The organism is Burkholderia sp. Nafp2/4-1b, assembly GCF_003635165.1.
In the GTDB taxonomy this organism is placed as follows: Bacteria; Pseudomonadota; Gammaproteobacteria; order Burkholderiales; family Burkholderiaceae; genus Burkholderia.
In genome coordinates this window covers 924,585-945,396 of record NZ_ML058597.1, presented here as the reverse complement: position 1 = coordinate 945,396, position 20,812 = coordinate 924,585, and the positions used below count along the sequence as shown (strand labels likewise).

At 68.0% G+C, this 20,812-nt stretch carries 20 protein-coding genes; 11 read left to right on the top strand and 9 right to left on the bottom strand.

The features are described from left to right. Nucleotides 1-67: 67 nt before the first annotated feature. Complete coding sequence (locus C7H84_RS04380; RefSeq protein ID WP_121857582.1) at nucleotides 68-868, bottom strand: SDR family oxidoreductase; 801 nt, start codon at nucleotides 866-868, stop codon at nucleotides 68-70. Nucleotides 869-1,023: 155 nt separating this feature from the next. On the opposite strand from C7H84_RS04380, the gene C7H84_RS04375 reads away from it, so the two are divergent. Both C7H84_RS04375 and C7H84_RS04370 read left to right on the top strand, forming a co-directional pair. Continuing rightward, nucleotides 1,024-2,010, top strand: a complete 987-nt coding sequence (locus C7H84_RS04375; protein WP_121857581.1) for a GlxA family transcriptional regulator — start codon at nucleotides 1,024-1,026, stop codon at nucleotides 2,008-2,010. Between the two features lie 86 nt (nucleotides 2,011-2,096). Beyond that, entirely contained in the window at nucleotides 2,097-3,245 is a 1,149-nt protein-coding gene (locus C7H84_RS04370; protein ID WP_121857580.1) for an epoxide hydrolase family protein, read from the top strand. A 108-nt stretch (nucleotides 3,246-3,353) separates the two neighbouring features. Here C7H84_RS04370 and C7H84_RS04365 read toward each other — a convergent pair whose 3' ends face one another. Further along, nucleotides 3,354-3,845 (bottom strand): 2,4'-dihydroxyacetophenone dioxygenase family protein, encoded by a 492-nt coding sequence (locus tag C7H84_RS04365; protein ID WP_121857579.1) that lies wholly within the window; start codon nucleotides 3,843-3,845, stop codon nucleotides 3,354-3,356. Nucleotides 3,846-4,014: 169 nt separating this feature from the next. Here C7H84_RS04365 and C7H84_RS04360 point away from each other — a divergent pair, with 169 nt between their 5' ends. The 3 genes from C7H84_RS04360 to C7H84_RS04350 are packed head-to-tail and all read left to right on the top strand — an operon-like array spanning nucleotide 4,015 to nucleotide 6,106. Further along, nucleotides 4,015-4,485, top strand: coding sequence for a MarR family transcriptional regulator (locus C7H84_RS04360; protein ID WP_121857578.1), 471 nt, complete (start codon nucleotides 4,015-4,017; stop codon nucleotides 4,483-4,485). Between the two features lie 47 nt (nucleotides 4,486-4,532). Then, entirely contained in the window at nucleotides 4,533-4,862 is a 330-nt protein-coding gene (locus tag C7H84_RS04355) for a hypothetical protein (RefSeq protein ID WP_121857577.1), read from the top strand. Next, the gene (locus C7H84_RS04350; protein WP_121857576.1) at nucleotides 4,859-6,106 is read left to right on the top strand and encodes an MFS transporter; all 1,248 of its coding nucleotides are present in this window, start codon (nucleotides 4,859-4,861) and stop codon (nucleotides 6,104-6,106) included. Before C7H84_RS04355 ends, C7H84_RS04350 begins: the two co-directional genes overlap by 4 nt. Before the next feature lie 9 nt (nucleotides 6,107-6,115). Here the strand turns inward: C7H84_RS04350 and C7H84_RS04345 are convergent, their stop codons facing one another. Beyond that, the gene (locus C7H84_RS04345; RefSeq protein ID WP_205611390.1) at nucleotides 6,116-7,087 is read right to left on the bottom strand and encodes a LysR family transcriptional regulator; all 972 of its coding nucleotides are present in this window, start codon (nucleotides 7,085-7,087) and stop codon (nucleotides 6,116-6,118) included. 105 nt (nucleotides 7,088-7,192) lie between these two features. On the opposite strand from C7H84_RS04345, the gene C7H84_RS04340 reads away from it, so the two are divergent. Both C7H84_RS04340 and C7H84_RS04335 read left to right on the top strand, forming a co-directional pair. Next, nucleotides 7,193-8,551, top strand: a complete 1,359-nt coding sequence (locus C7H84_RS04340; RefSeq protein ID WP_121857574.1) for an aspartate aminotransferase family protein — start codon at nucleotides 7,193-7,195, stop codon at nucleotides 8,549-8,551. A 47-nt stretch (nucleotides 8,552-8,598) separates the two neighbouring features. Further along, on the top strand, nucleotides 8,599-10,116 hold the full coding sequence (locus C7H84_RS04335) for a CoA-acylating methylmalonate-semialdehyde dehydrogenase (RefSeq protein WP_121857573.1): 1,518 nt from the start codon (nucleotides 8,599-8,601) through the stop codon (nucleotides 10,114-10,116). Between the two features lie 131 nt (nucleotides 10,117-10,247). Here C7H84_RS04335 and C7H84_RS04325 read toward each other — a convergent pair whose 3' ends face one another. After that, nucleotides 10,248-10,622: a hypothetical protein gene (locus tag C7H84_RS04325; RefSeq protein ID WP_121857571.1), complete on the bottom strand. Its 375-nt coding sequence runs from the start codon at nucleotides 10,620-10,622 to the stop codon at nucleotides 10,248-10,250. A 535-nt stretch (nucleotides 10,623-11,157) separates the two neighbouring features. On the opposite strand from C7H84_RS04325, the gene C7H84_RS04315 reads away from it, so the two are divergent. Continuing rightward, nucleotides 11,158-11,535, top strand: a complete 378-nt coding sequence (locus C7H84_RS04315) for a nuclear transport factor 2 family protein (RefSeq protein WP_121857569.1) — start codon at nucleotides 11,158-11,160, stop codon at nucleotides 11,533-11,535. 25 nt (nucleotides 11,536-11,560) lie between these two features. Here C7H84_RS04315 and C7H84_RS04310 read toward each other — a convergent pair whose 3' ends face one another. Further along, on the bottom strand, nucleotides 11,561-12,361 hold the full coding sequence (locus tag C7H84_RS04310) for a helix-turn-helix transcriptional regulator (RefSeq protein ID WP_121857568.1): 801 nt from the start codon (nucleotides 12,359-12,361) through the stop codon (nucleotides 11,561-11,563). Between the two features lie 129 nt (nucleotides 12,362-12,490). Here C7H84_RS04310 and C7H84_RS04305 point away from each other — a divergent pair, with 129 nt between their 5' ends. Together C7H84_RS04305 and C7H84_RS04300 are read left to right on the top strand one after the other, a co-directional pair. Beyond that, nucleotides 12,491-13,897, top strand: a complete 1,407-nt coding sequence (locus C7H84_RS04305; protein ID WP_121857567.1) for an APC family permease — start codon at nucleotides 12,491-12,493, stop codon at nucleotides 13,895-13,897. 64 nt (nucleotides 13,898-13,961) lie between these two features. Next, nucleotides 13,962-15,071 (top strand): P1 family peptidase, encoded by a 1,110-nt coding sequence (locus C7H84_RS04300; protein WP_121857566.1) that lies wholly within the window; start codon nucleotides 13,962-13,964, stop codon nucleotides 15,069-15,071. Nucleotides 15,072-15,218: 147 nt separating this feature from the next. Here C7H84_RS04300 and C7H84_RS04295 read toward each other — a convergent pair whose 3' ends face one another. Then, nucleotides 15,219-15,431, bottom strand: coding sequence for a hypothetical protein (locus C7H84_RS04295; RefSeq protein WP_121857565.1), 213 nt, complete (start codon nucleotides 15,429-15,431; stop codon nucleotides 15,219-15,221). Between the two features lie 158 nt (nucleotides 15,432-15,589). After that, the gene (locus tag C7H84_RS04290) at nucleotides 15,590-17,773 is read right to left on the bottom strand and encodes an FUSC family protein (protein ID WP_121857564.1); all 2,184 of its coding nucleotides are present in this window, start codon (nucleotides 17,771-17,773) and stop codon (nucleotides 15,590-15,592) included. A 189-nt stretch (nucleotides 17,774-17,962) separates the two neighbouring features. Here C7H84_RS04290 and C7H84_RS04285 point away from each other — a divergent pair, with 189 nt between their 5' ends. After that, the gene (locus tag C7H84_RS04285) at nucleotides 17,963-18,910 is read left to right on the top strand and encodes a LysR family transcriptional regulator (protein ID WP_121857563.1); all 948 of its coding nucleotides are present in this window, start codon (nucleotides 17,963-17,965) and stop codon (nucleotides 18,908-18,910) included. 144 nt (nucleotides 18,911-19,054) lie between these two features. Here C7H84_RS04285 and C7H84_RS04280 read toward each other — a convergent pair whose 3' ends face one another. Together C7H84_RS04280 and C7H84_RS04275 are read right to left on the bottom strand one after the other, a co-directional pair. Then, complete coding sequence (locus C7H84_RS04280) at nucleotides 19,055-19,357, bottom strand: DUF4148 domain-containing protein (RefSeq protein ID WP_121857562.1); 303 nt, start codon at nucleotides 19,355-19,357, stop codon at nucleotides 19,055-19,057. 228 nt (nucleotides 19,358-19,585) lie between these two features. Then, a complete protein-coding gene (locus tag C7H84_RS04275; RefSeq protein ID WP_121857561.1) occupies nucleotides 19,586-20,737 on the bottom strand; it encodes a porin in 1,152 nt (383 codons plus the stop codon). Between the last annotated feature and the right edge of the window lie 75 nt (nucleotides 20,738-20,812).

The following is a 20,812-nucleotide window of genomic DNA, read 5'->3' as shown; positions in this document are numbered from 1 at the left end:
ACGACTGGCAGTACGAAGTCCGCGTCGCGCCTCGAACCACATGGGCCGCGACGCGGCTACCAACAAACTACCGCGTAGCCGCGTAACGCGGCGCCGGCGAGTCCGTCGACAGGTGCGGCGCCATCGTGCGGCGCGCAGTCTCGTACGCATCCCATTCGTCAGCCGCATGCAGCGACGGAATCGTCACGAGTTCGCCGCGCTCGAAGCCGACCAGCGCCGCATCGACGAGATCCGACGCCGACATCACGATCTCCTTCGGCAGGTGCTCGACCGGCAGGCCGGCGGTCTGCCAGAAGTCGGTGGCCGTCGCGCCGGGCAGCACGGCCTGCACCTGCACGCCCTTGTCGGCGAGCTCGTGATGCAGCGACTGGCTGAACGCCAGCACGTACGCCTTGCTGCCGCCGTACACGCCATTGAGCGTTTCCGGCGAGATCGCGACGATCGACGAGATGTTGATCACCGCACCGCGGCCGCGCGTGACGAAGCCGGGCACGGCAGCGTACGTCAGGCGCGTGAGTGCGGTCACATTCAGGTCGATCATCCGCGTCATCGCGTCGACGTCGCTGTCGAGCAGCGGCGCGTGCGTGCCGATGCCCGCGTTGTTGACGAGCAGCGTGATGCTCGCGTCCTGCTTCAGCTTCGCTTCGACGGCGGCGAGCGCCGCGCGGTCGTTCAGGTCCGCGCCGACGATCTCGACACTGCGCTGCGTGTCGTTCGTGATGCGCTCGGCAAGGGTGGCCAGCCGGTCGCGATTGCGCGCGACCAGGATCAGGTCGTAGCCGCGGCGCGCGAGCCGGTCCGCATAGATCGCGCCGATGCCGGACGATGCGCCGGTGATGACGGCGGTACCGCGATGTGCTTCAGTCATGATGTCGCTCCGTGTCGAAGAGAGTGGTGAGTGCGTGAACACATTCTGGCTTCGAATCGCGGCGACACAAATGACGTAGATGGGTATGATTCAGGACATCGGGCCGCCGATCGTGACGTTCATGTCCATCGCGGCGCCCGCCACCGGAGACGCGCATGCACCGCATCGGCTTCCTGATCAGCGACGGCTTCCAGATCATGGCGCTCGCCGCGCAGTCCGTGTTCGAGTACGCGAATCTGGCCACGGGCGAGCCGTTCTACGTGATGGACAACTATTCCATCGACGGTGGCGACGTACGCTCGTCGCTCGGGCTGCCGGTCGCGACGCGCGCGCTGCGCGGGCGCCGAGTCGACGTCGATACGTGGATCGTCGCGGGCGTCAACGATCCGCTCGCGTCGCCGGCGCCGGTCGACGTCGTCGCGTTCCTGCGCCGCGCGAACGCGCGTGCGCGCCGGATCGCCGGCATCTGCACGGGCGCGTTCGTGCTCGCCGAAGCCGGGCTGCTCGCACAGCGCCGCGCGACGACGCACTGGGCGTACGGCCGTAACATGCAGGCGCACTTTCCGGACATTCGCGTCGAGGAAGACCGCATCTACATCGTCGATGGACCGATCTGGACGTCGGCCGGGATGACGGCCGGCCTCGACCTGGCGCTCGCGATGGTGGAAAAGGATCTCGGCGCGGCCGCCGCGCGCTCGGTCGCGCACAAGCTGGTCATGCACCAGCGCCGCACGGGCGGACAGTCGCAGCATTCGGAGATGCTGGATCTCGCGCCGAAATCGGACCGGATCCAGAATGCGCTGAACTATGCGCGGCAGAATCTCGGCCGTGCGCTGAGCGTCGAGGAACTGGCGGAAGCCGTGCATCTGAGTCCGCGCCAGTTCAGCCGGGTGTTCACGCTCGAAACCGGGCAGTCGCCGGCCAAGGCAATCGAGCGGCTGCGGCTCGAGGCTGCGCGGCTGATGATCGAACAGAGCCGGCATTCGCTCGACGTGATCGCGCGGGAGAACGGCTTTCGCGACCGGCGCCACCTGCGCGACGCGTTCGTGCGCGGGTTCGGCGTGCCGCCGCAGGCGGTCAGGCGCGACGCGCGGGGGGATGCGCGGGAGGACAAGCGCAATGAGGCGCGCGAAGCGGGCTGACGGGCCGCCGGGGCTGTTCAGCGCGGGTCGGCAAAATCGCGCGAATTCGCGCAGAATCCCGTCGATATCCGTCGCGAGGAGGCACCATGCACGTCGAGCCGTTCCAGATTGCAATCCCCGACCACGCGCTTGACGACTTGCGTCGGCGCCTGCGCGCTGGCCGCGCGCCGCATCTGACGCCCGCCGAGCCGTGGCAGCAGGGCGTCGACGGCACGTGGCTGCGCGAACTCGCTGCGTACTGGGCCGACGGCTTCGATTGGCGTGCGGCGGAACGGGCGCTGAACCGGCTGCCGCAGTTCGTCGCGGACGTCGGCGGCCGGCGTGTGCATCTCGTGCATCGGCGCGGCACGGGGCCCAAACCCTATCCGCTAGTCGTCACGCATGGCTGGCCGGGATCCGCATTCGAATTCCATGCGCTGATCGACCGCTTGTGCGACCCGGCCGCGTTCGGCGGCGATCCGGACGACGCGTTCGACATCGTCGCACCGTCGCTGCCCGGTTTCCTGTTTTCTCCGGCACCGGCGGCACCCGGTACGTCGGCGTTTCAGGTCGCCGACTGCTGGGCGGAATTGATGTCCGGTCTCGGCTACCGGCGGTTCGGCGCGCAGGGCGGCGATATCGGCGCGGGCGTGTCCATCGCGCTCGGCGCGCGTCACGACGGCGTGGTCGACGGCATCCATCTGAACTACCTGCCGGGCAGCTACGAACCCGCGATCGACGCCGCGCGGCCGCTGACCGACGACGAGCAGGCATTCCTGACGCAGCGCAGCGACTGGGCCGCGCTGGAAGGCGCCTACGCGCACGTTCACATGACGAAGCCGCAGACACTGGCCGTCGCGCTCAACGATTCGCCGCTCGGGCTGGCCGCATGGATCGCCGAAAAATTCCGCGCGTGGAGCGATTGCGACGGCGACGTCGCGCGCCGGTTTTCGCACGACACGCTGCTGACCGGCATCTCGCTCTACTGGTTCACCGGCTGCATCGGCTCGTCGATGCAGATGTACTGGGAGAACCGGCTGCAGCCGATGCGCTTCGCGGCCGGGCAACGCGTGGCGCCGCCGGTTGCGTTCGCGCGCTTTCCGAGAGAAATCAGCCGACCTCCGCGCAGTTGGCTCGAACGCGTGTTCGACGTCGTGCAGTGGACCGACATGCCGCGCGGCGGCCATTTCGCGGCGATGGAGGAGCCGGACTTGCTGGCCGCCGATATTCGGCGGTTCTTCAGGCGTTTCCGGTGATGAGCGGGTTGGCCGGTTAAGCCGGTTTGGCGGGGAACGCACGCCGGTGGGCGTTCGCGCGGAACGGGATCCGGCTCGATGCGGTTCGCCCGCGCCGATGCTCCGGTCCTAACGCGTGACGAACGCCGTCGCGTGGTTCGGCGCCGTACGCGCATGCTTGCGCTGGCGCAGCAGCGCGACCCGGCAATTTTCGCGCGCGGTCTCGCGGCCGTCGTCGTCGAGCAGCACCAGGTCGCCGCGCATCACGTTCAGCGTGATGACGTCGTCGCCGGGCGCGCCGAGCGTTTCCGGCGTATGCACGGAGCCGGCCGGTTCGAGCACCGTCGAGCCGGCCTGCGCGATCCACTCGTACTCGCGATAGCGCCACGCCCCCTGCAGCGTATGGACGAATACCTCGCCGTCGTGCCGATGGCGCGGCAGCGTGCCGCCGGCCGGCATCTTCAGCAGCGCGGTGAGCGTGTCCTCGGCTGCATTGATGTGCAGATACTTGATCGCGAGCCCTGGCAGGTCGGCGCTCATCGGCAGCCACGGCAGCGCGTCGCCGGGCAGGCACGAAATCGGCGGCAGGTCGGTGGAGAGCGGGGCGGACGGCTGCGTCATGGCGGGCGATGGAGCGGAAACGGGAAGTGCGCATTATCGCAGAGCCGGCTCCGGCGGCAGAGCGAGGACGGATCGCCCACGACGCCGCGCGATCGGCGCAGCATGCACCCTGCGCCTGTATCTACAGTCAAACTGTACAGTTTTGCTGTAGATATGCTATCTTGAATTCATGAACACGCCATCTTCGTCCCCCGACGCGCCGCATCTGGCCGGTCTCGCCGGCGAACTCCGCATCTCGGTCAGCAAGCTGATGCGGCGGATGCGCGAGCAAACCCATCCGAACGACCTCACGTCCTCGCAGAAGTCGGTGCTGTTGCGGCTCGACCGCGACGGCCCCGCGACCGTCTCCGCGCTCGCGCGTGCGGAAAGCGTACGGCCGCAGTCGATGCGCATGACGGTGGCGACGCTGGAAACGATGGGCGCCGTCAGCGGCGCGCCCGATCCGACCGACGGCCGGCAGACGCTGATCGCGCTCACGCCCGATTTCCGCAAGCGGCTGCAGGCCAACCGCGCGGCCAAGGACGACTGGCTGTTCCGCGCGCTGCATGCGCAGCTGTCGGCGCGGGAGCAGGCCGAACTCGCGTCGGCCGTGCAACTGCTGCAGCGGCTCGCGGAATTCCAGGACGCGGCGCGCTCGTAAATCCTCACGAATCCGATGAACCCGCCCTGCGGGGGGAACGCTCGACCATGAACATCCTGCATCTCGTGTCGTACTTTTTCGGCGGCGCTTTCCTCGCGAATGCCGTCCCGCATCTCGTCAGCGGATTGCGCGGCGAGCCGTTCCAGACACCATTCGCGGATCCGCCCGGCCGCGGGCTGTCGTCGTCGACGGTGAACGTCGTGTGGGGCGTCGTCAATCTGGCGATCGGCTATGCACTGTTGCGCCGGGTCGGGGAGTTCGACCTCGCGCGCACGGCCGACGCGGCCGCCGTCGGCCTCGGCGTGCTGGCGCTCGGCCTATTTCTCTCGCGTCACTTCGGCGCGCTGCATGGCGGCAACGCCCCGGAGCGGCGATGAGCGTGCCGGCCGCGGGCGTGTTCCGCTCGCTGCGCAGTTTCAACTACCGTGTGTGGGCGGCCGGCGCGCTGGTGTCCAACGTCGGCACGTGGATCCAGCGCACCGCGCAGGACTGGCTGGTGCTCACGCAGCTCACGCACCACGATGCGTCGGCGGTCGGCATCGTGATGTCGCTGCAGTTCGGCCCGCAGCTCCTGCTGTTGCCGTGGACCGGCTATGCGGCCGACCGTTTCAACCAGCGCCGGCTGCTGATGACCACGCAGGCACTGATGGGCGGCCTCGCGCTCGCGCTGGGGCTGTTAACCGTCACGGGCGTCGTGCAGCTGTGGCACGTCTATCTGTTCGCGTTCCTGTTCGGCTGTGCGTCGGCGTTCGATGCGCCGGTGCGGCAGACCTTCGTCGCGGAGCTGGTCGGCGACCGCGAACTGGCGAACGCGGTCGCACTCAATTCGACGTCGTTCAACGCGGCACGGATGATCGGGCCGGCGGCCGCCGGCTTCATCATCGCGTCGGTCGGCACCGGCTGGGCGTTCCTGCTCAACGGTGTCAGCTTCATCGCGGTGCTGGCGTCGCTGTCGCTGCTGCGCGCCGGCGAGCTGCGCGACAACGCGCGCGCCGGCCATACGCGCGGCAGCCTGCTCGACGGGTTTCGCTACGTATGGCAGCGCCCGGACCTGAAGGCAACGCTCGCGATGCTGTTCCTGATCGGCACCTTCGGGCTGAATTTCCCGCTGTTCATCTCGACGATGGCGGCGGGCGTATTCCACGTCGATGCGCGCGGCTTCGGCATCCTGTCGTCGATGATGGCGGTCGGCACGATCACCGGCGCGCTGCTCGCGGCGCGCCGCGAACGGCCGCTGTTCCGGCATTTGTGGATCGGGGCGTCGATGTTCGGCGTCGGCTGCACGCTGGGCGCGCTCGCGCCGAGCTACTGGCTGTTCGCGGCGGCGCTGGTGCTGACGGGGATCGCCGCGATGACGTTCACCACGTCGACCAATGCGCTGATGCAGCTGTCGACCGAACCCGCGATGCGCGGCCGCGTGATGGCGCTGCGCCTCGCGGTCGCGTTCGGCGGCACGCCGATCGGCGCACCGGTCGCGGGGTGGGTCGCGAACCATCTCGGCCCGCGCTGGGCGCTCGGGGTGGGCGCGGCGTCCGGGTTCGCGGCCGCGCTGGTCGCCGTGTATTTCGTGATGCAGATGCGGCGCCGGTCGCAGCCGGCTGGCGGCGCAGGCGACGCCTGAGGCGGGCTGCTAGGCGTCACCTTCGCCGTCATTGCCGCCCGGCCGGTCCGCCGCATGCGCGGCTTCGAGGCACGACTGGAACAGCAATGCCGCCCGCGACGGCCGCGGCGAGCGCCGCAGCAGGCTCACGAAGCGGCACCGGTAGTTGAACCGGTGCGGCGCGATCGCCTGCATCAATCCCTTGTTTTCGAAGCTCTCCGCGTAATGGTCGGGCAGGAAGCCGAGATAGCGGCCGGAGAGGATCAGCGTCGCGATCGATTCCTGGTCCGACGCGGTCGCGCTGCGCGTGAGCTTCGCGCGATGGCTCAATTCCATGTTCGGCGAGTGGAAGCCGAGCCCGGCGAACGCGTGGTTGCGGATCGTCGTCCACGTGAGCTTGCCGTGCGGCGCGTCGAACAGCGGATGCTGGCGGCCGCAGTACAGCAGCATCCGCTCGTCGAACAGTTCCGAATACACGAGGCTGCCCGAGTTGCGGTGCGCGGGGATGATCCCGACCTGATAGCTGCCGTCGATGATCCCGCGCTCGACCTCGTTGATCGACGCGACGTGCAGGTTCAGCGCGACGGCCGGGGCTTCGTCCGCGAACTGGCGGATCGCGTCGCCGAGCCGCGCGTTCGCGTTGGTGGCCGTCTTGTCGAACACCGCGACGTGCAGTTCCCCGCCCATCGTGTCGTGAATGCCGTCGATCCTGCTGCGAAATGCTTCCATCGATGCGAGCAGCCGCAGGGTTTCCTCGTACACGGTCTGTCCCTCCGCGGTCAGCGTGAAGCCCGCGCGGCCGCGCCGGCACAGCACGAGGCCGAGGCGCGTTTCGAGGTCCTTCACGTGCCGGCTGATCGTCGAGATGCCGATATTCAGCTCGAGTTCGGCGGCTGCCATCCCGCCGCACTGGACGACGCCCTTGAAGACTCGCAGCAGCCGCAGATCCATGTCGCTGAGCTGCCCGAGCAGCGCGCGGCTCTTCGGTTTCTTTGCTTGCATACTTGAGCAAGTGAACATTGATATTGCGATATTCAAAAGACTAATTGGCGTGCCGACAATGCGCAACATCAACATAAGAAGGAGGGGCGCGCCGCGCCGACCGACATGACCGATACGACCATCGCCAAGCAGCAGGAAGAGACGACCCTCCGCACCGACGCCGCGTGGCTCGACGCCCACTGGATGCCGTTCACGGCGAACCGCCAGTTCAAGTCCGACCCGCGCATGATCGTGGCGGCGAAGGATGCGTATTACACCGATGGCGAAGGCCGCAAGATCTTCGACGGCCTGTCGGGCCTGTGGTGCACCGGCCTCGGTCACGGCCGTGCCGAGATCACCGAAGCCGTGAGCCGCCAGGTCGCGCAGCTCGACTACGCGCCGGCGTTCCAGTTCGGCCATCCGAAGTCGTTCGAGCTCGCGAACAAGATCAAGGACCTGACGCCGGCCGGCCTCGACTACGTGTTCTTCACCGGCTCGGGTTCGGAAGCGGCCGATACGTCGCTGAAGATGGCCCGCGCGTACTGGCGCGCGAAGGGCAAGGGCACCAAGACGCGCCTGATCGGCCGCGAGAAGGGCTATCACGGCGTGAACTACGGCGGCATCTCGGTCGGCGGGATCGGCGCGAACCGCAAGCTGTTCGGCCAGGGCATCGACGCCGATTTCCTGCCGCACACGCAACTTGCCGAGAACAGGTTCTCGCGCGGAATGCCCGAGAACGGCGCCGACCTGGCCGACCGTCTGCTCGACCTGATCGCGCTGCACGACGCATCGAACATCGCGGCCGTGATCGTCGAGCCGTTCTCCGGCTCGGCGGGCGTGGTGATCCCGCCGCAGGGCTATCTGAAGCGCCTGCGCGACATCTGTACCGCGCACGACATCCTGCTGATCTTCGACGAGGTCATCACGGGCTTCGGCCGTGCCGGCGCGATGACGGGCGCCGACGCGTTCGGCGTGGTGCCGGACATCATGAACTTCGCGAAACAGGTGACGAACGGCGTGCAGCCGCTCGGCGGCGTGATCGCGACCAAGGAAATCTACGACACCTTCATGGCCGCGGGCGGCCCCGAGTACATGCTCGAGTTCCCGCACGGCTACACGTATTCGGCGCATCCGGTGGCCTGCGCGGCCGGCGTCGCGGCGCTCGACCTGCTCGTGAAGGAAGACGCGGTGGCCCGCGTGCGCGATCTCGCGCCGCATTTCGAGGCGGCCGTGCACGGGCTGAAGGGCCAGCGCCACATCACCGACATCCGCAACTACGGGCTCGCGGCCGGCCTGACGATCGCCGCGCTGCCGGGCGAGCCGGCACGGCGCCCGTACGAGATCGCGATGCGCTGCTGGGCGAAGGGCTTCTACGTGCGCTACGGCGGCGACACGATCCAGCTCGCGCCGCCGTTCATCGCCGAGAAGCGCGAGATCGACAACCTCGTGAACGCGCTGTCCGACGCGCTGAACGAAGTCGACTGACCCGCGCCGGTTCCCCGCGACAACCGAATTCAAGAAAGGCCCGAAACATGAAACACGACAGCAATGTGACCTCCACCGTCGGCCACCTGATCGACGGCAAGCGCGTCGACGGCGGCAGCCGCGTCCAGCCGGTGTTCGACCCGGCGACGGGCGAGTCGCACAAGAGCGTCGCACTCGCCGACAAGCTGACCGTCGAAGCCGCGATCGCGTCCGCGCAGGCCGCGTTCCCGGCGTGGCGCAATACGCCGCCGCTGAAGCGGGCGCGCGTGATGAGCCGCTTCAAGACGCTGCTCGAGGAGCATGCGGACGAACTCTGCGCGCTGATCACCGCCGAGCACGGCAAGGTGCTCGCCGACGCGATGGGCGAACTGCAACGCGGGATCGAGAACGTCGAATACGCGACCTACGTGCCTGAGCTGCTGAAGGGCGAGCACAGCAAGAACGTCGGCCCCGCGATCGATTCGTGGAGCGAGTTCCAGGCGCTCGGCGTCGCCGCCGGCATCACGCCGTTCAACTTCCCGGTGATGGTGCCGCTGTGGATGTGGCCGATGGCGGTCGCGTGCGGCAACACGTTCGTGCTGAAGCCGTCCGAGCGCACGCCGTCGTCGACGCTGCGCATGGCCGAGCTGGCGCTCGAAGCCGGCCTGCCGCCGGGCGTGCTGAACGTCGTGAACGGCGACAAGGAAGCGGTCGACACGATCCTGACCGACCCGCGCGTGAAGGCGGTGAGCTTCGTCGGCTCGACGCCGATCGCGGAATACATCTACTCGACCGGCTGCGCGCACGGCAAGCGCGTGCAGGCACTCGGCGGCGCGAAGAACTTCGCGGTCGTGATGCCCGACGCCGACATCGGCAACGCGGTGAACGCGCTGATGGGCGCCGCGTACGGTTCCTGCGGCGAGCGCTGCATGGCGATTCCGCTGGTCGTCGCGATCGGCGACGAAACCGGCGACAAGGTGGTCGAAGGGCTGAAGGCCGAGATCGCGAAGATGAAGGTCGGCCCGGGCAACGGCGCCGGCGTCGACATGGGGCCGCTCGTCACGAAGCAGCATTTCGACAAGGTGACGAGCTTCGTCGACGCAGGTGTGGAAGCGGGCGCGACGCTCGTCGTCGACGGCCGCGGCGTGAAGGTCGACGGCCACGACGGCGGCTACTACCTCGGCCCGTGCCTGTTCGACAACGTGAAGCCCGGCATGCCGATCTATCAGCACGAGATCTTCGGGCCGGTGCTCGGCGTGATCCGCCGGAAGTCGCTCGACGAGGCGATGGCGCTGATCGACGCGCACGAATACGGCAACGGCACGTGCCTGTTCACGCGCGACGGCGAAGCGGCGCGCTACTTCAGCGACAACATCCAGATCGGCATGGTCGGCATCAACGTGCCGCTGCCGGTGCCGGTCGCGTACCACTCGTTCGGCGGCTGGAAGCGCTCGCTGTTCGGCGACCTGCACGCATACGGCCCGGATGCGGTGCGGTTCTACACGAAGCGCAAGACCATCACGCAGCGCTGGCCGTCGGCCGGCGTGCGCGAAGGCACGGTGTTCAGCTTCCCGTCGAACCGCTGACGCGTTCGCCGGCTGCGGGCGACGCCGCGCGGCCGGTTTCGACATGCCCAAGCCCGCCCCGATCGGCGATCGGGGCGGGCTTTTTTGCGCGTGGCGCGACCGGGCGCGCTACGCAAGACCGGGAAACATGCTTAAGGCGCGACGACGTGCCACACGTTCCTGAAGTTGTCGCCGTTGCGGTCGCCCTGTTTCATGTCCTTCGAGAAGAAGTACAGCGGCTTGCCCTTGTACGCCCATTGCGGGCTGCCGTCGTCGCGTTTGACGATCGTGTAGGGGCCGACCGGGACGTCGGTCGCGCTGGCCTTGTACGGCGGCCAGAGGGATTCGCAGTCGCCCGAACATGCACTGGTGCCGGCGTTGGGTTTGTCCTTGTCGAACGAATAGACGGTCATCCCGTTCGCGGCGACGAGCGCGCCGTTTTCGGTCTTGGTGATCGCGCCTTGAGCCAAGGCTGAAACGGAAGCCAGTGCGAGCAGGGCGGAACTGACGAGCAGCGCGGCTTTCATGGGTACCTCCTTGTAGTCCGGTGGGCGGCGCGAGCGCGTGCACGGCCGGGCGTGCGCACGATCGCGGGGAATGGTGCCGGAACGCGGCGCCGTGGCCGCCGGTGCGAGCGACGTGAAGTCGAATGGCGGCGGAACGGATCCGCTTCTTTCACCATAGGCGGTTTTTGGCGGGGCTGCGAGCCGAACCGGGGGCGTATCGGCGGTGCGTATGCCTGCGCAACGACCGGCGTTCGTATCGGTGCGTGAGCCGGATCGCTTCCCCGACGCGTGCGAAGCGCCGGTATCGGGCGATCGCGACCGGCGTTCCGAGTGCGCGGGGTGACATGGAGTCGGTAGAGGGCGGCGGGGGTGGCACGCGGATTGCTCGATGAGCGCTGCGGGTGACGGCGTATCGATCGCGTATCGATCGCGCCACCGACGACCGCCGAACGCGGAAGCGATCGCCGCCGGTCGTGCCGCCCGTATGCATTTAATGGATGCCTCGGGGCGACGGGCGCCGTTGCGTTCGCCCCGGGCCTTCGCGGAGACAACGACAATGCCTGACGACCCCGGTGACGTGGCACGCGCGAGCTATCGCGCGTATGTCGACAAGGACCGCGACGCGATCGAAGCGCTGATCGCGCCGCACTTCCATTTCACGAGCCCGCTCGACAACCGGCTCGACCGTGATGCTTACCTCGCGCGCTGCTGGCCGAATAGCGAGATGCTTGCCGGCTTCGAGTTCGTCGACGTGGCCGTGCATGGCGAATACGTGTTCGTCGTGTACGAAGCCGCTACGACGGCTGGCCGGCGGTTCCGGAATGCCGAGCGATTGCGCGTGCGGGACGGGCAGATCGTCGAGGCCGAGGTGTACTTCGGCTGGTACGTGCCGCACCAGGCACCCGACGGCGGGTTCATCCAGGCGGGCCGGTGAACGCAGTCGCGTTGCATCGTCGCGCTTATCCCGCGTCATCCTCCCCGAGCGCCTGGATGAACCGCGAAAACAGCTCGGGCTGCGACGAGATCCCGAGCTTCGCGTAAAGATGCCGGCGATGCACCTTCACCGTCTCCGGTGAAATCGCCAGCCGTTCGGCGATCGCCTTCGACGAATTGCCGCGCAGCACCATTCTCGCGATCGACATCTCGCGATCGGTCAGCACGCCCGCGCCGAAGCGCGCGAGCGCCTGTTCGACGCGCGCGCCGAGATCGTCGTCGGGCGTCGTGCGCGCGGCATCGCCCACCAGCCGCCAGTGCTGCCGGATCGCCGCGAGCACCCACGGCATCGCGGCCGTCAGCTTGCCGAGCGGCTCGACGTCGAAGCGCGTGGCCGCGCCGAGCGACAACGACAGCAGCAGGTCGGGGTTCGGCCGCAGCAGAATCTGGATTTCATCGTCGCCGACCGCATCGCGGAAGTAGCTCAGGAAATACTCGCTCTGCCGGAACAGGTCGGGTGCGACTTCCTCGAGCCGGTAGCAGCCGTCGGCAAGCCCGTCGTGCGCGGCCTGCAGGAACGGATCGAGCAGATATAACCCGTTGAGGTAAAGCGGCACCGGTGACGCGCTGTTGGTGCCGCCGGTGTCGTATTCGTCGAGCACGAGCGGCACGCCGTCGCGGCCGATCGCGGTCGCGAGCGCGTTGTCGAACGGCACCATCTCGTTGAGCAGCAGCACCAGGAAGCGCCAGAAGCGCGGCTGGCCGAGATGATCGATCGCGCGGCCGAGCGCCTGGTGCATCGCGATTTCGGAGAAGAGTCGATCCATACCACCACCGGAGGGCGTAACACGAAGGGGGAATAGCGGTCCTGAATTTGGCTTCCTAGACTGCCACGCAATGATTCGGGCCCGAGTATGGGCGTTCAAAAAGCGGCAGCAAAGCAACAGGAGAACGAAATGGCGATGATGTCGGAGTCGACGGGCACGCTGCAAGCGACGCCTGCCACGGAGGACGCGCCGCGTGCGCTGTCGCAGACGCTCAGCGTGCGCGACGCCGTGATGATCACCGTGTCGGGCGTGACGCCCGCGAGCTCGATCTTCGTGATCGCGCCATTCGCGATCCAGCAGGCCGGCAGCGGCGCGGTGCTGTCGTTCGTGCTCGGCGGCGTGCTCGCGCTCGCATTCGCGCTCTGTTATGCGGAGCTCAGCGCCGCGCATCGCAGCGCGGGCGGCGAGTACGTGATGGCCAAGCGCGTGTTCGGCACGCTGCCCGACTATCTGACCTTCATCACGGTGCTGTCCGTCAGCGTGTTCATTCCTGCCGTGCTGGCGAGCGGCGCCGCGCCGTACCTGAACAACGCGCTCGGCACGCACTTCAGCAACCAGTCGGTCGCGCTGACGATCGTGCTGCTCAGCTACGTGCTCGGCATGCTGAACATCAAGACGAATGCATGGATCACCGGCGCATTCCTCGTCGTCGAGATCGGCGTGCTGATGCTGATCGCGGGGCTCGGCTTCGGCTCACCGCATCGCGGCGCCGAGGTGCTGGTCGCGCCGGTCGTCGCCAGCGGCAATGCGCTGGTGCCGGCCACGCTCGCGGCAATCGTGCCCGCGATCGGCACCGCGATCTTCTGCTACAACGGCTTCGGCTCAGCCGCGTACCTCGCGGAAGACCTGCGCGGCGGCAACCGCAACGTCGCGAAGGCGGTGATCTATTCGCTGCTGGTGATCCTCGTCGTCGAGCTGATTCCGCTCACCGCGATCGTGCTCGGCGCGCCGTCGCTCACGGAACTCACGAAGAGCGCCGACCCGATCGGCTATGTCGTGCGCTCGCTGAGCAACCCGTTGGTGTCGCGCGTGGTCAGCGGCGGGATCTTCCTGTCGGTGTTCAACGCGATCATCGCGATCGTGATCACGATGGGGCGCCTGCTGTACAGCAGCGGCCGGCATGCGCTCTGGTCGCGCACCTGCAACCGCGCGTTCTCGACGATTCATCCGCGCCTCGAATCACCGTGGCTCGCGACGCTCGCGCTGGCCGTGCCGTCGTCGGGCCTGGTGTTCGTGTCGAGCCTGGACGAGCTGACCGCCTTCACGGTCGACCTGCTGCTGCTGATCTACCTGGTCGTCGGGCTGGCCGCGCTCGCGAGCCGGTTCGTGCGCCGCGACGTCGAGCATCATTACCGGATGCCGCTGTGGCCCGTGACGCCGCTCGTCGCGGTCGCCGGTGCCGCGTACACGCTCTATACGACGCTCGCGACGGCGACGAAGCCGACCGACCTGATCATCATCGGCGCGCTGCTCGCGGCCGCGCTCGCGATGTATGCGGTGTGGGCGCGCCACAGCGAAGCGTTCCGCTCGCTTTGAACGCTGCCTCGACATCGTGTCATACCGAAACACCGAACCATTGAAAGACCGGAGGAATTGCATCATGCGCACGAGGGATCTCGGCATCCGCATCGGACTCGGCACGCCGGGCCGCTTCAACGCGATCACGGACGTACCGGGCGTGCGGGTCGGACATTGCACGCTGAACGTCGAGAACGGCGACGCGTCGATCAACACCGGCGTCACCGTGATCGAGCCGCGCGCGGGCGCCGCGCACGATTCGCCGTGTTTCGCGGGCGTCCATGTGCTGAACGGCAACGGCGACGCGACCGGGCTCGAATGGATCCGCGAAGCCGGCCTGCTGACGACGCCGATCGCCTATACGAACACGCACAGCGTGGGCGCGGTGCGCGATGCGCTCATCGCGAACGAGCGCGAAGCGGCGGCCGGCCGCGTGTACTGGTGCATGCCGGTCGTGATGGAAACCTACGACGGACTGCTGAACGACATCTGGGGGCAGCACGTGAACGCCGCTCACGTGCAGCGTGCGCTTGCCGCCGCGCAGTCGGGGCCGGTTGCCGAAGGTAGCGTCGGCGGCGGCACGGGGATGATCTGCCACGAGTTCAAGGGCGGCATCGGCACCGCGTCGCGGGCGGTCGCGGCCGATGCGGGCGGCTGGACCGTCGGTGCGCTCGTGCAGGCGAACTACGGCGTGCGCGAGATGCTGCGCGTGGCCGGCTATCCGGTCGGCGACGTGCTGCGGCACGTGCATTCGCCGTTTCGCGCGCCCGCTGCGCAAGGCGAGGCCGGGATGGGTTCGATCGTCGTGACGATCGCGACCGACGCGCCGCTGCTGCCGCATCAGTGCACGCGCCTCGCGCAGCGTGCGAGCGTCGGGCTGGCACGCGTCGGCGGCGGCACCGAGGATTCGAGCGGCGACATCTTCCTGGCATTCGCCACCGGCAACCACGGATTGCCGGCCGCGAACTACGGCAGCAAGGGCGCACCGACGACCGACGTGAAGATGGTCAACAACGACCATATCTCCGCACTGTTCGTCGCGGCGGCGGAAGCGGTGGAGGAAGCGATCGTGAACGCGCTGGTCGCGGGAAGCGACGTCGCATCGCGCGGCGCGCGAGTCGAAGGGCTGGGGCAGGCGCGACTGCTGGATGCGTTGCGCGAAGTGGGCTGGCGGCCGGGGCGCGGCGCCTGAAGCGGCATGCGCCGCTTCAATCGAAGCGGCGTGGCGGGCAGTGCCGTTGCGGCGACCGGCCGGCGCGTCGTGCGCACGTGCATGCCATCAGTGCGATGCGTGCGATGCGCGCGCGGCCGAAGTGGCCGGGACGACGCGGCGTCATGCTCAGCTGCCGAAGTAGACGTTGCAGAAGCTGACGGGGCCGACGCACGCGTTCGGCTCTTCCTGTTTCGATGGCGCACCATCGACGCGGCCGGCTGCCTGGACGGCTTCGGCGCGGTTCGCCGGTTGCTGCGCGCGGTCGGCCGGCGCGGGCTGCGCGTGCGCGACAGCGGCGGTGAGCGACAGGGCAGCGAGGGCGAGGTGCAGCGGCTTCATTTCGGTTTCTCCTGGGTCAGTGCCAGTCTCGCTGGCAGTGAGGAAACTATAGGCTCGCGCTGCCTGAAGATTAATCGCCGCGGGTGCAGAGCTTATTTCCAATCGACACAAGGATGACGTTGCGTGCGCATCGATCCCGGCCGATGCGCCGTCGGCGGTCAATGACGGTGACGATTGAACGGCGCATCCTTGTCGAGCAGCGCGCTGCGGATGAAGTGCAGGCAGCCGACGATGCGCTGCATCCGGTGGCGCGCATCGGGTACCGCGTACCACTCGTGCAGCGCATGCTGCGCGGCGCGGATCGCCAGGTTCACCGATTTCAGCGTGCGCGCGTGGCGCACGGGCGTCGGATCGTCGAAGAAGCGCGGCAGCTCGCGCAGCACCGCATCGATCGACGCGGTCCAGCGCAGCGTCTGCGGCGGTTTCGATTCGCGGAAATCGTGCAGTTCGTCGCGCAGGTCGATCACCGCATGGCCGACTTCGAGCGTCGACAGCATCCAGCGCAGCGCGTCGCGATGCTGCCGCGTGCGCTTGACGAGCAGCGTGCGCAACTGCGCCATCAGGTCGTGCGTGCTCGACTGAAAGCGTGCGGCGAGGCCGTCGCGTGCGCCTTCGCAGGCGACGGTGATCTGACGGCGCAGGTCGTGCGCGATGCGCGACGTGAGCCATGGCATGTGGGTGGGAAACACCACCGCGAACACGATCGAGCAGGCGAGCATCGCGACGACGACGGCAAAACCGTTGTTGATCAGCACCTCGGGCGTATAGGCGATCGCATTGTCGGGCCCCGCGAGCAGGCAGAAGAACACCGCGAAGCCGATTCCGTAGCCGGACAGGCCCGGCCGCATCGCGAGAAACGCGCCGAGGCCGAGCACCGGCGCGAGCGCCGCGCACAGCAGCGGAAAGCCGTCGATGTTCGGATACACGTAGCACAGGAACATGTAGCCGACGGCCGTCGCGAATGCCGCGCCGACGGCCATCTGCGCGACGAACTTCGGCGCGCGCGGCGACGTCGAGCTCAGTGCGCACGCGATCGCGGTGGCGATCACGGCGAGCGAGCCGCTCGGCCATTCCGACGCGATCCAGAACGCGCTCATCGCGCCGACGGCGACCAGCGTGCGCAGGAATGCGAAGCCGACGAAGAACGAATTGGTCTTCACCGCGTAACGCGTGACCGAGCGTTCGAACGCGTGATCGTCGCGGTCGAGCGACGCGCAGGTATCGGCATAACCGACGTACTCGCCGATGAAGCGGTACATCAGCTCGATCGCGGTATCGAAATCGAGCAGGCCGCCGGCCGCATGCTCTTCGATCGCACGGCGCGACGCGCGCGCGGCCTTCGGCAATGCGTCGTGAAAGCGGCGCAGTTCGAGCACCGCGCCGGTCGTCGACGCGATTCCGCGCTGCCGCTCGTCGCGCAACGCGGCGATCCGCTGCGCGAGCCCGTCGACGTGCGGCGCGAGCGCATCGAGCACGGCGTCCGAGCGGTTCGCGCGCAGGCGCTTGATGAGCTGGTGCAGTGCATGCAGGCGCGTGCATGCGTTCATGAATTCGCTGTTCAGCCGCGCGAGCCGGCGGCTGCGCGCGCGAATGTGCGGATCCTCGAACGACGCGAACGCGCGATTGGCCTCGAAGCCGACGATCTCGTCGACGAAATCGGCGAAGCGCCGTTCGAATTCGCCGCGTGCGAGATCGCCCGACAGCGCGCCGGCCGCGAAGGCCGGGAACTTCACATGGCGGGCGGTCAGCGAGCGCATCAGCGCCTTCGCGGAGCTGAGCGGCAGGATCAGCGCGCTGACCGCGCCGGAGCACGCGATGCCCAGCGCGACTTCGGCTGCGCGCGTGAGCGCGGACTGGAACAGCGTCTGCGGCGTCATCACCGCGGGCAGGCCGATCAGCGCGGCCGTGTAGCCGGCGAGCACGAACCCGTACCAGCGGAAGTGGCGGTTGCGCACCGCGAGCGCGATGCAGGTGCCGATCCACAGCGTGATGCCGGCCATGTACAGCTCCGGCTGCTGCGCGAACAGCCCGCCGAGCGCGAGCGCGGCGACGAGCCCGGCCGCCGTGCCGAGCACGCGGTAGAAGCTCTTCGCGAACACCATCCCCGACAGCGGCTGCATCAGCACGAACACCGTCGTCATCGCGGTGCGCGGCTGCGACATCTCGAGCCGCATCGCGATGCCCATCGCGAGCAGCGCGGCCAGCACGGTCTTGGCGAGGTGGAGCCAGATCAGCCCGTCGCTCACGGCCCAGTCGCGCGCGGCATCGCCGAGCGGATCGAGCCAGGTTCTCCATCGTGCCGGTTCGATGGAAGGTCGCTCGATCGCAGGTTGTGGCTTCATGAAAGGAAAGGGCGCGTGCGGTGCCGCGGCGCGCCCGGACGGGTCCGTTCGACTGGTGAGGCGCCGATTGTAGGAGGGCGGCGCGCGGGCATTAACGCAGCTGCGGGGAAACGATAGTTGCAGGCGGCGTAACAATCTGTCGCATCCGCTGGAGGAAAATAGCGGCTCCGCTACAGGTGGCTCACAAGAATGGATACCCTACAAAACATGCGGGTGTTTACGCGCGTCGTCGAGACGGGCAGTTTCACCGCGGCCGCGCAATCGCTGAATTCGACGACCGGCGCGATGTCGCGCGCGGTGTCGGAACTCGAGGCGCGCCTGCGCACCCGTCTGATGAATCGCTCGACGCGCCGTCTCGCGCTCACGTCTGCCGGCGAAAGCTATCTGCGGCGCTGCCGCCAGATCCTCGCCGACGTCGATCGCGCCGAGGAAGAGGCAAGCTGCGCGCACGAGCGGCCGGCCGGCGTATTGCGCATGCACAGCTTCGCGAGCGTCGGCCATCACTACGTGATGCCCGCCCTGACGCGCTATCACACGCAGTATCCGGACGTGTCGATCGAGCTGTCGCTGTCGCAGCGCATGCCCGACCTGTTCGACGGCACGAGCGACATGGCGGTCGTGACCGCGTCGTCGCTGCCCGATTCGGAGCTCGTGTCGCACCTGCTCGGCTCGACCTTCAGCATCCTGTGCGCGTCGCCCGAGTACGTGAAGCGCCACGGTGCTCCGTCGCGTCCGCATGATCTTGGCGCGCACGCTTGCCTCACGCTCTGCACGCCGGCCTTTCCGACCCACGAGTGGATACTCGAAGGCGCCGACGGCGTCGAGCAGATCCATGTCGCGGGGCCGGTGCAGACCAACACGGCCGAATCGCTCGCGCTCGCGATCCGCGACGGCATCGGGATCGGCATGCTGCCGCTGTACGCGGCGATCGACGCGCTGCGCGACGGCACGCTCGTGCGCGTGCTGCCCAGCCACATCCTGCAGAAGATGAACGTGTATGCGCTGTATCCGTCGCGCCGCTTCGTCGACGCGAAGGTGCGCACCTGGGTCGAGATGCTGCGTGCGCAGGTGCCGGGGATGATCGCGCACGACGTCGAGATGCTGAACGCGATCGACCGCGAACCGCAGGCGGCTTGAGCCCATTTCCTGCACGCTGCGCGTGCAGGACCGCACGTTGACCGGCCGCATCTTCACCGGCCGTTTCCTGCAATCGAAATCGCGATATCACGACACCGCGCCCGCACGACTCGCGTCATGCGGGCGCGGTGTCGTGCGATGCGTTCAAAGCGCGGGCTTTGCCGCCACGCCCGATTCGGTTGCGCCCGCACCGGCCGCGCCATACGCGGCTTGCGCGGCCTTGTGCTCGGCGAGCCGCTTGGCTGCGAGGCGCTCCTGCGCGGCCATGAGATCGTCCGGGTAATTGCCGGCGTCGCCGAGCGACGGGTTGTAGCCGACCGATTCGAGGTCATAGAGCTCCTGCAGCACCTGCGCGCGCGTGACGGACGACTTGGCGGACTGAGCGAACGACAGCGCCGGTGCGGCAAGCAGGACGGCAGCGGCGGCGGTTACGACGAGCGATTTCACGATGTTCTCCTGGTAGACGGGGGTGAGGCCGGTTCGGCGATCGATCTGCGATCCGAACCATCGATGCCAGTCTATGCAGCATGGGCGGCCGCAAAAACCCCGATTCCAGGCAGGCAGCTTTCCAGATGAAACAACATTCGCGCACGTCGCCCGAGTCGACCGAACCCGCCTGCAGCGGCAGGGTTCCGGCCGACAGGCGACGCGTCGTCACGTCATGCGCGGCGTCGCTCAGAACCGCGTGCGCATGCCGATCGTGCCGACGACCTGGTTCGCGGTGCTCGATGCGCCGCCCGACGTGTTGATGAACGCCTGGTAGCCGCGCCCCGATGCGTGCTGGTACATCGCTTCCGCGTACAGATCGGTGCGGCGCGACAGCTTGTACACGGCCTGCAGGTCGACCTGATGCCACTTCGGATCGGTGCCGTGCTTGCTGTCCGGGTTCGACACGCTGGCGTCCGTGTACACGTAGGCCGCGCCGAGGCTGACGGCCGGCGTCACCGCGTAGCGCACGTTCACGTCGTAGTTGTTGAACGCGACCTGGCCGGCGGAGCCGAACGAGCCCGTGTTGTCGTACTGCGAGCGCGTATAGACGAAACCGACCGTCGCGGGGCCGAACCCGTAGCTGACGCCGCCGCCATACGTGCGCATGCGGTCCGAACCGGCCGACCAGCCGCCCTGGCTCACGCTCTTCGCTTCAGCGACGTCGGTTGCGCCGGGGCTCGCGCTCGTGGAGCCCTTCGTGCCGTTCATCTGCAGGTACGCGCCGGCCAGCTTCAGCGGGCCGTTCGTGTAGCTCGCCGCGACGCTGTATGCGCGGTTGCCGGCGAAGTTCGCCGAGTTGGAGAAGCCGTACAGCGCGCCGACCTTGAAGCCCGCGATCGTGTCGCTCGTGTACTTGACCGCGTTGTTGATGCGCACCGAGTGGTTCAGGTTGTCGTTGTCGAACGGATGCGCGAAGCCCGTATCGCCGAAGTCGCCGGCCGTCGCGGACAGCGGCGCGACGAAGTCGACCATCGTGTCGTACTGGCGGCCGAGCGTCAGCGTGCCGAAGCCGGCGCGGCTCAGGCCGACGTACGCATGCCGGCCGAACAGCTTGCCGTCCTGGCCGAGCGCGCCGTTGTTCGCGTTGAAACCGCTCTCCAGCACGAACAGCGCCTTCAGGCCGCCGCCGAGGTCCTCGCTGCCGCGCAGGCCGAAGCGGCTGCCGTTGATCGTGCCGGTGGCCATGCGCCACTGGGCCGCGCCATTCACGTTGTTGGTGTACGCGATACCGGCGTCGATCAGGCCGTACAGCGTGACCGAGCTCTGCGCGTGTGCGAGCGGGGCAAACAGTGCGGCCGCGGATGCGGCGGCAATCAGGGTTTTATTCGGGTTTTGCATCTAACAGCTCCTGCGTGTGGGACTGGGTAACCAAACTTCGCAAAATTCGGCGCAAGTGTAGGGGCGCATCGTCGC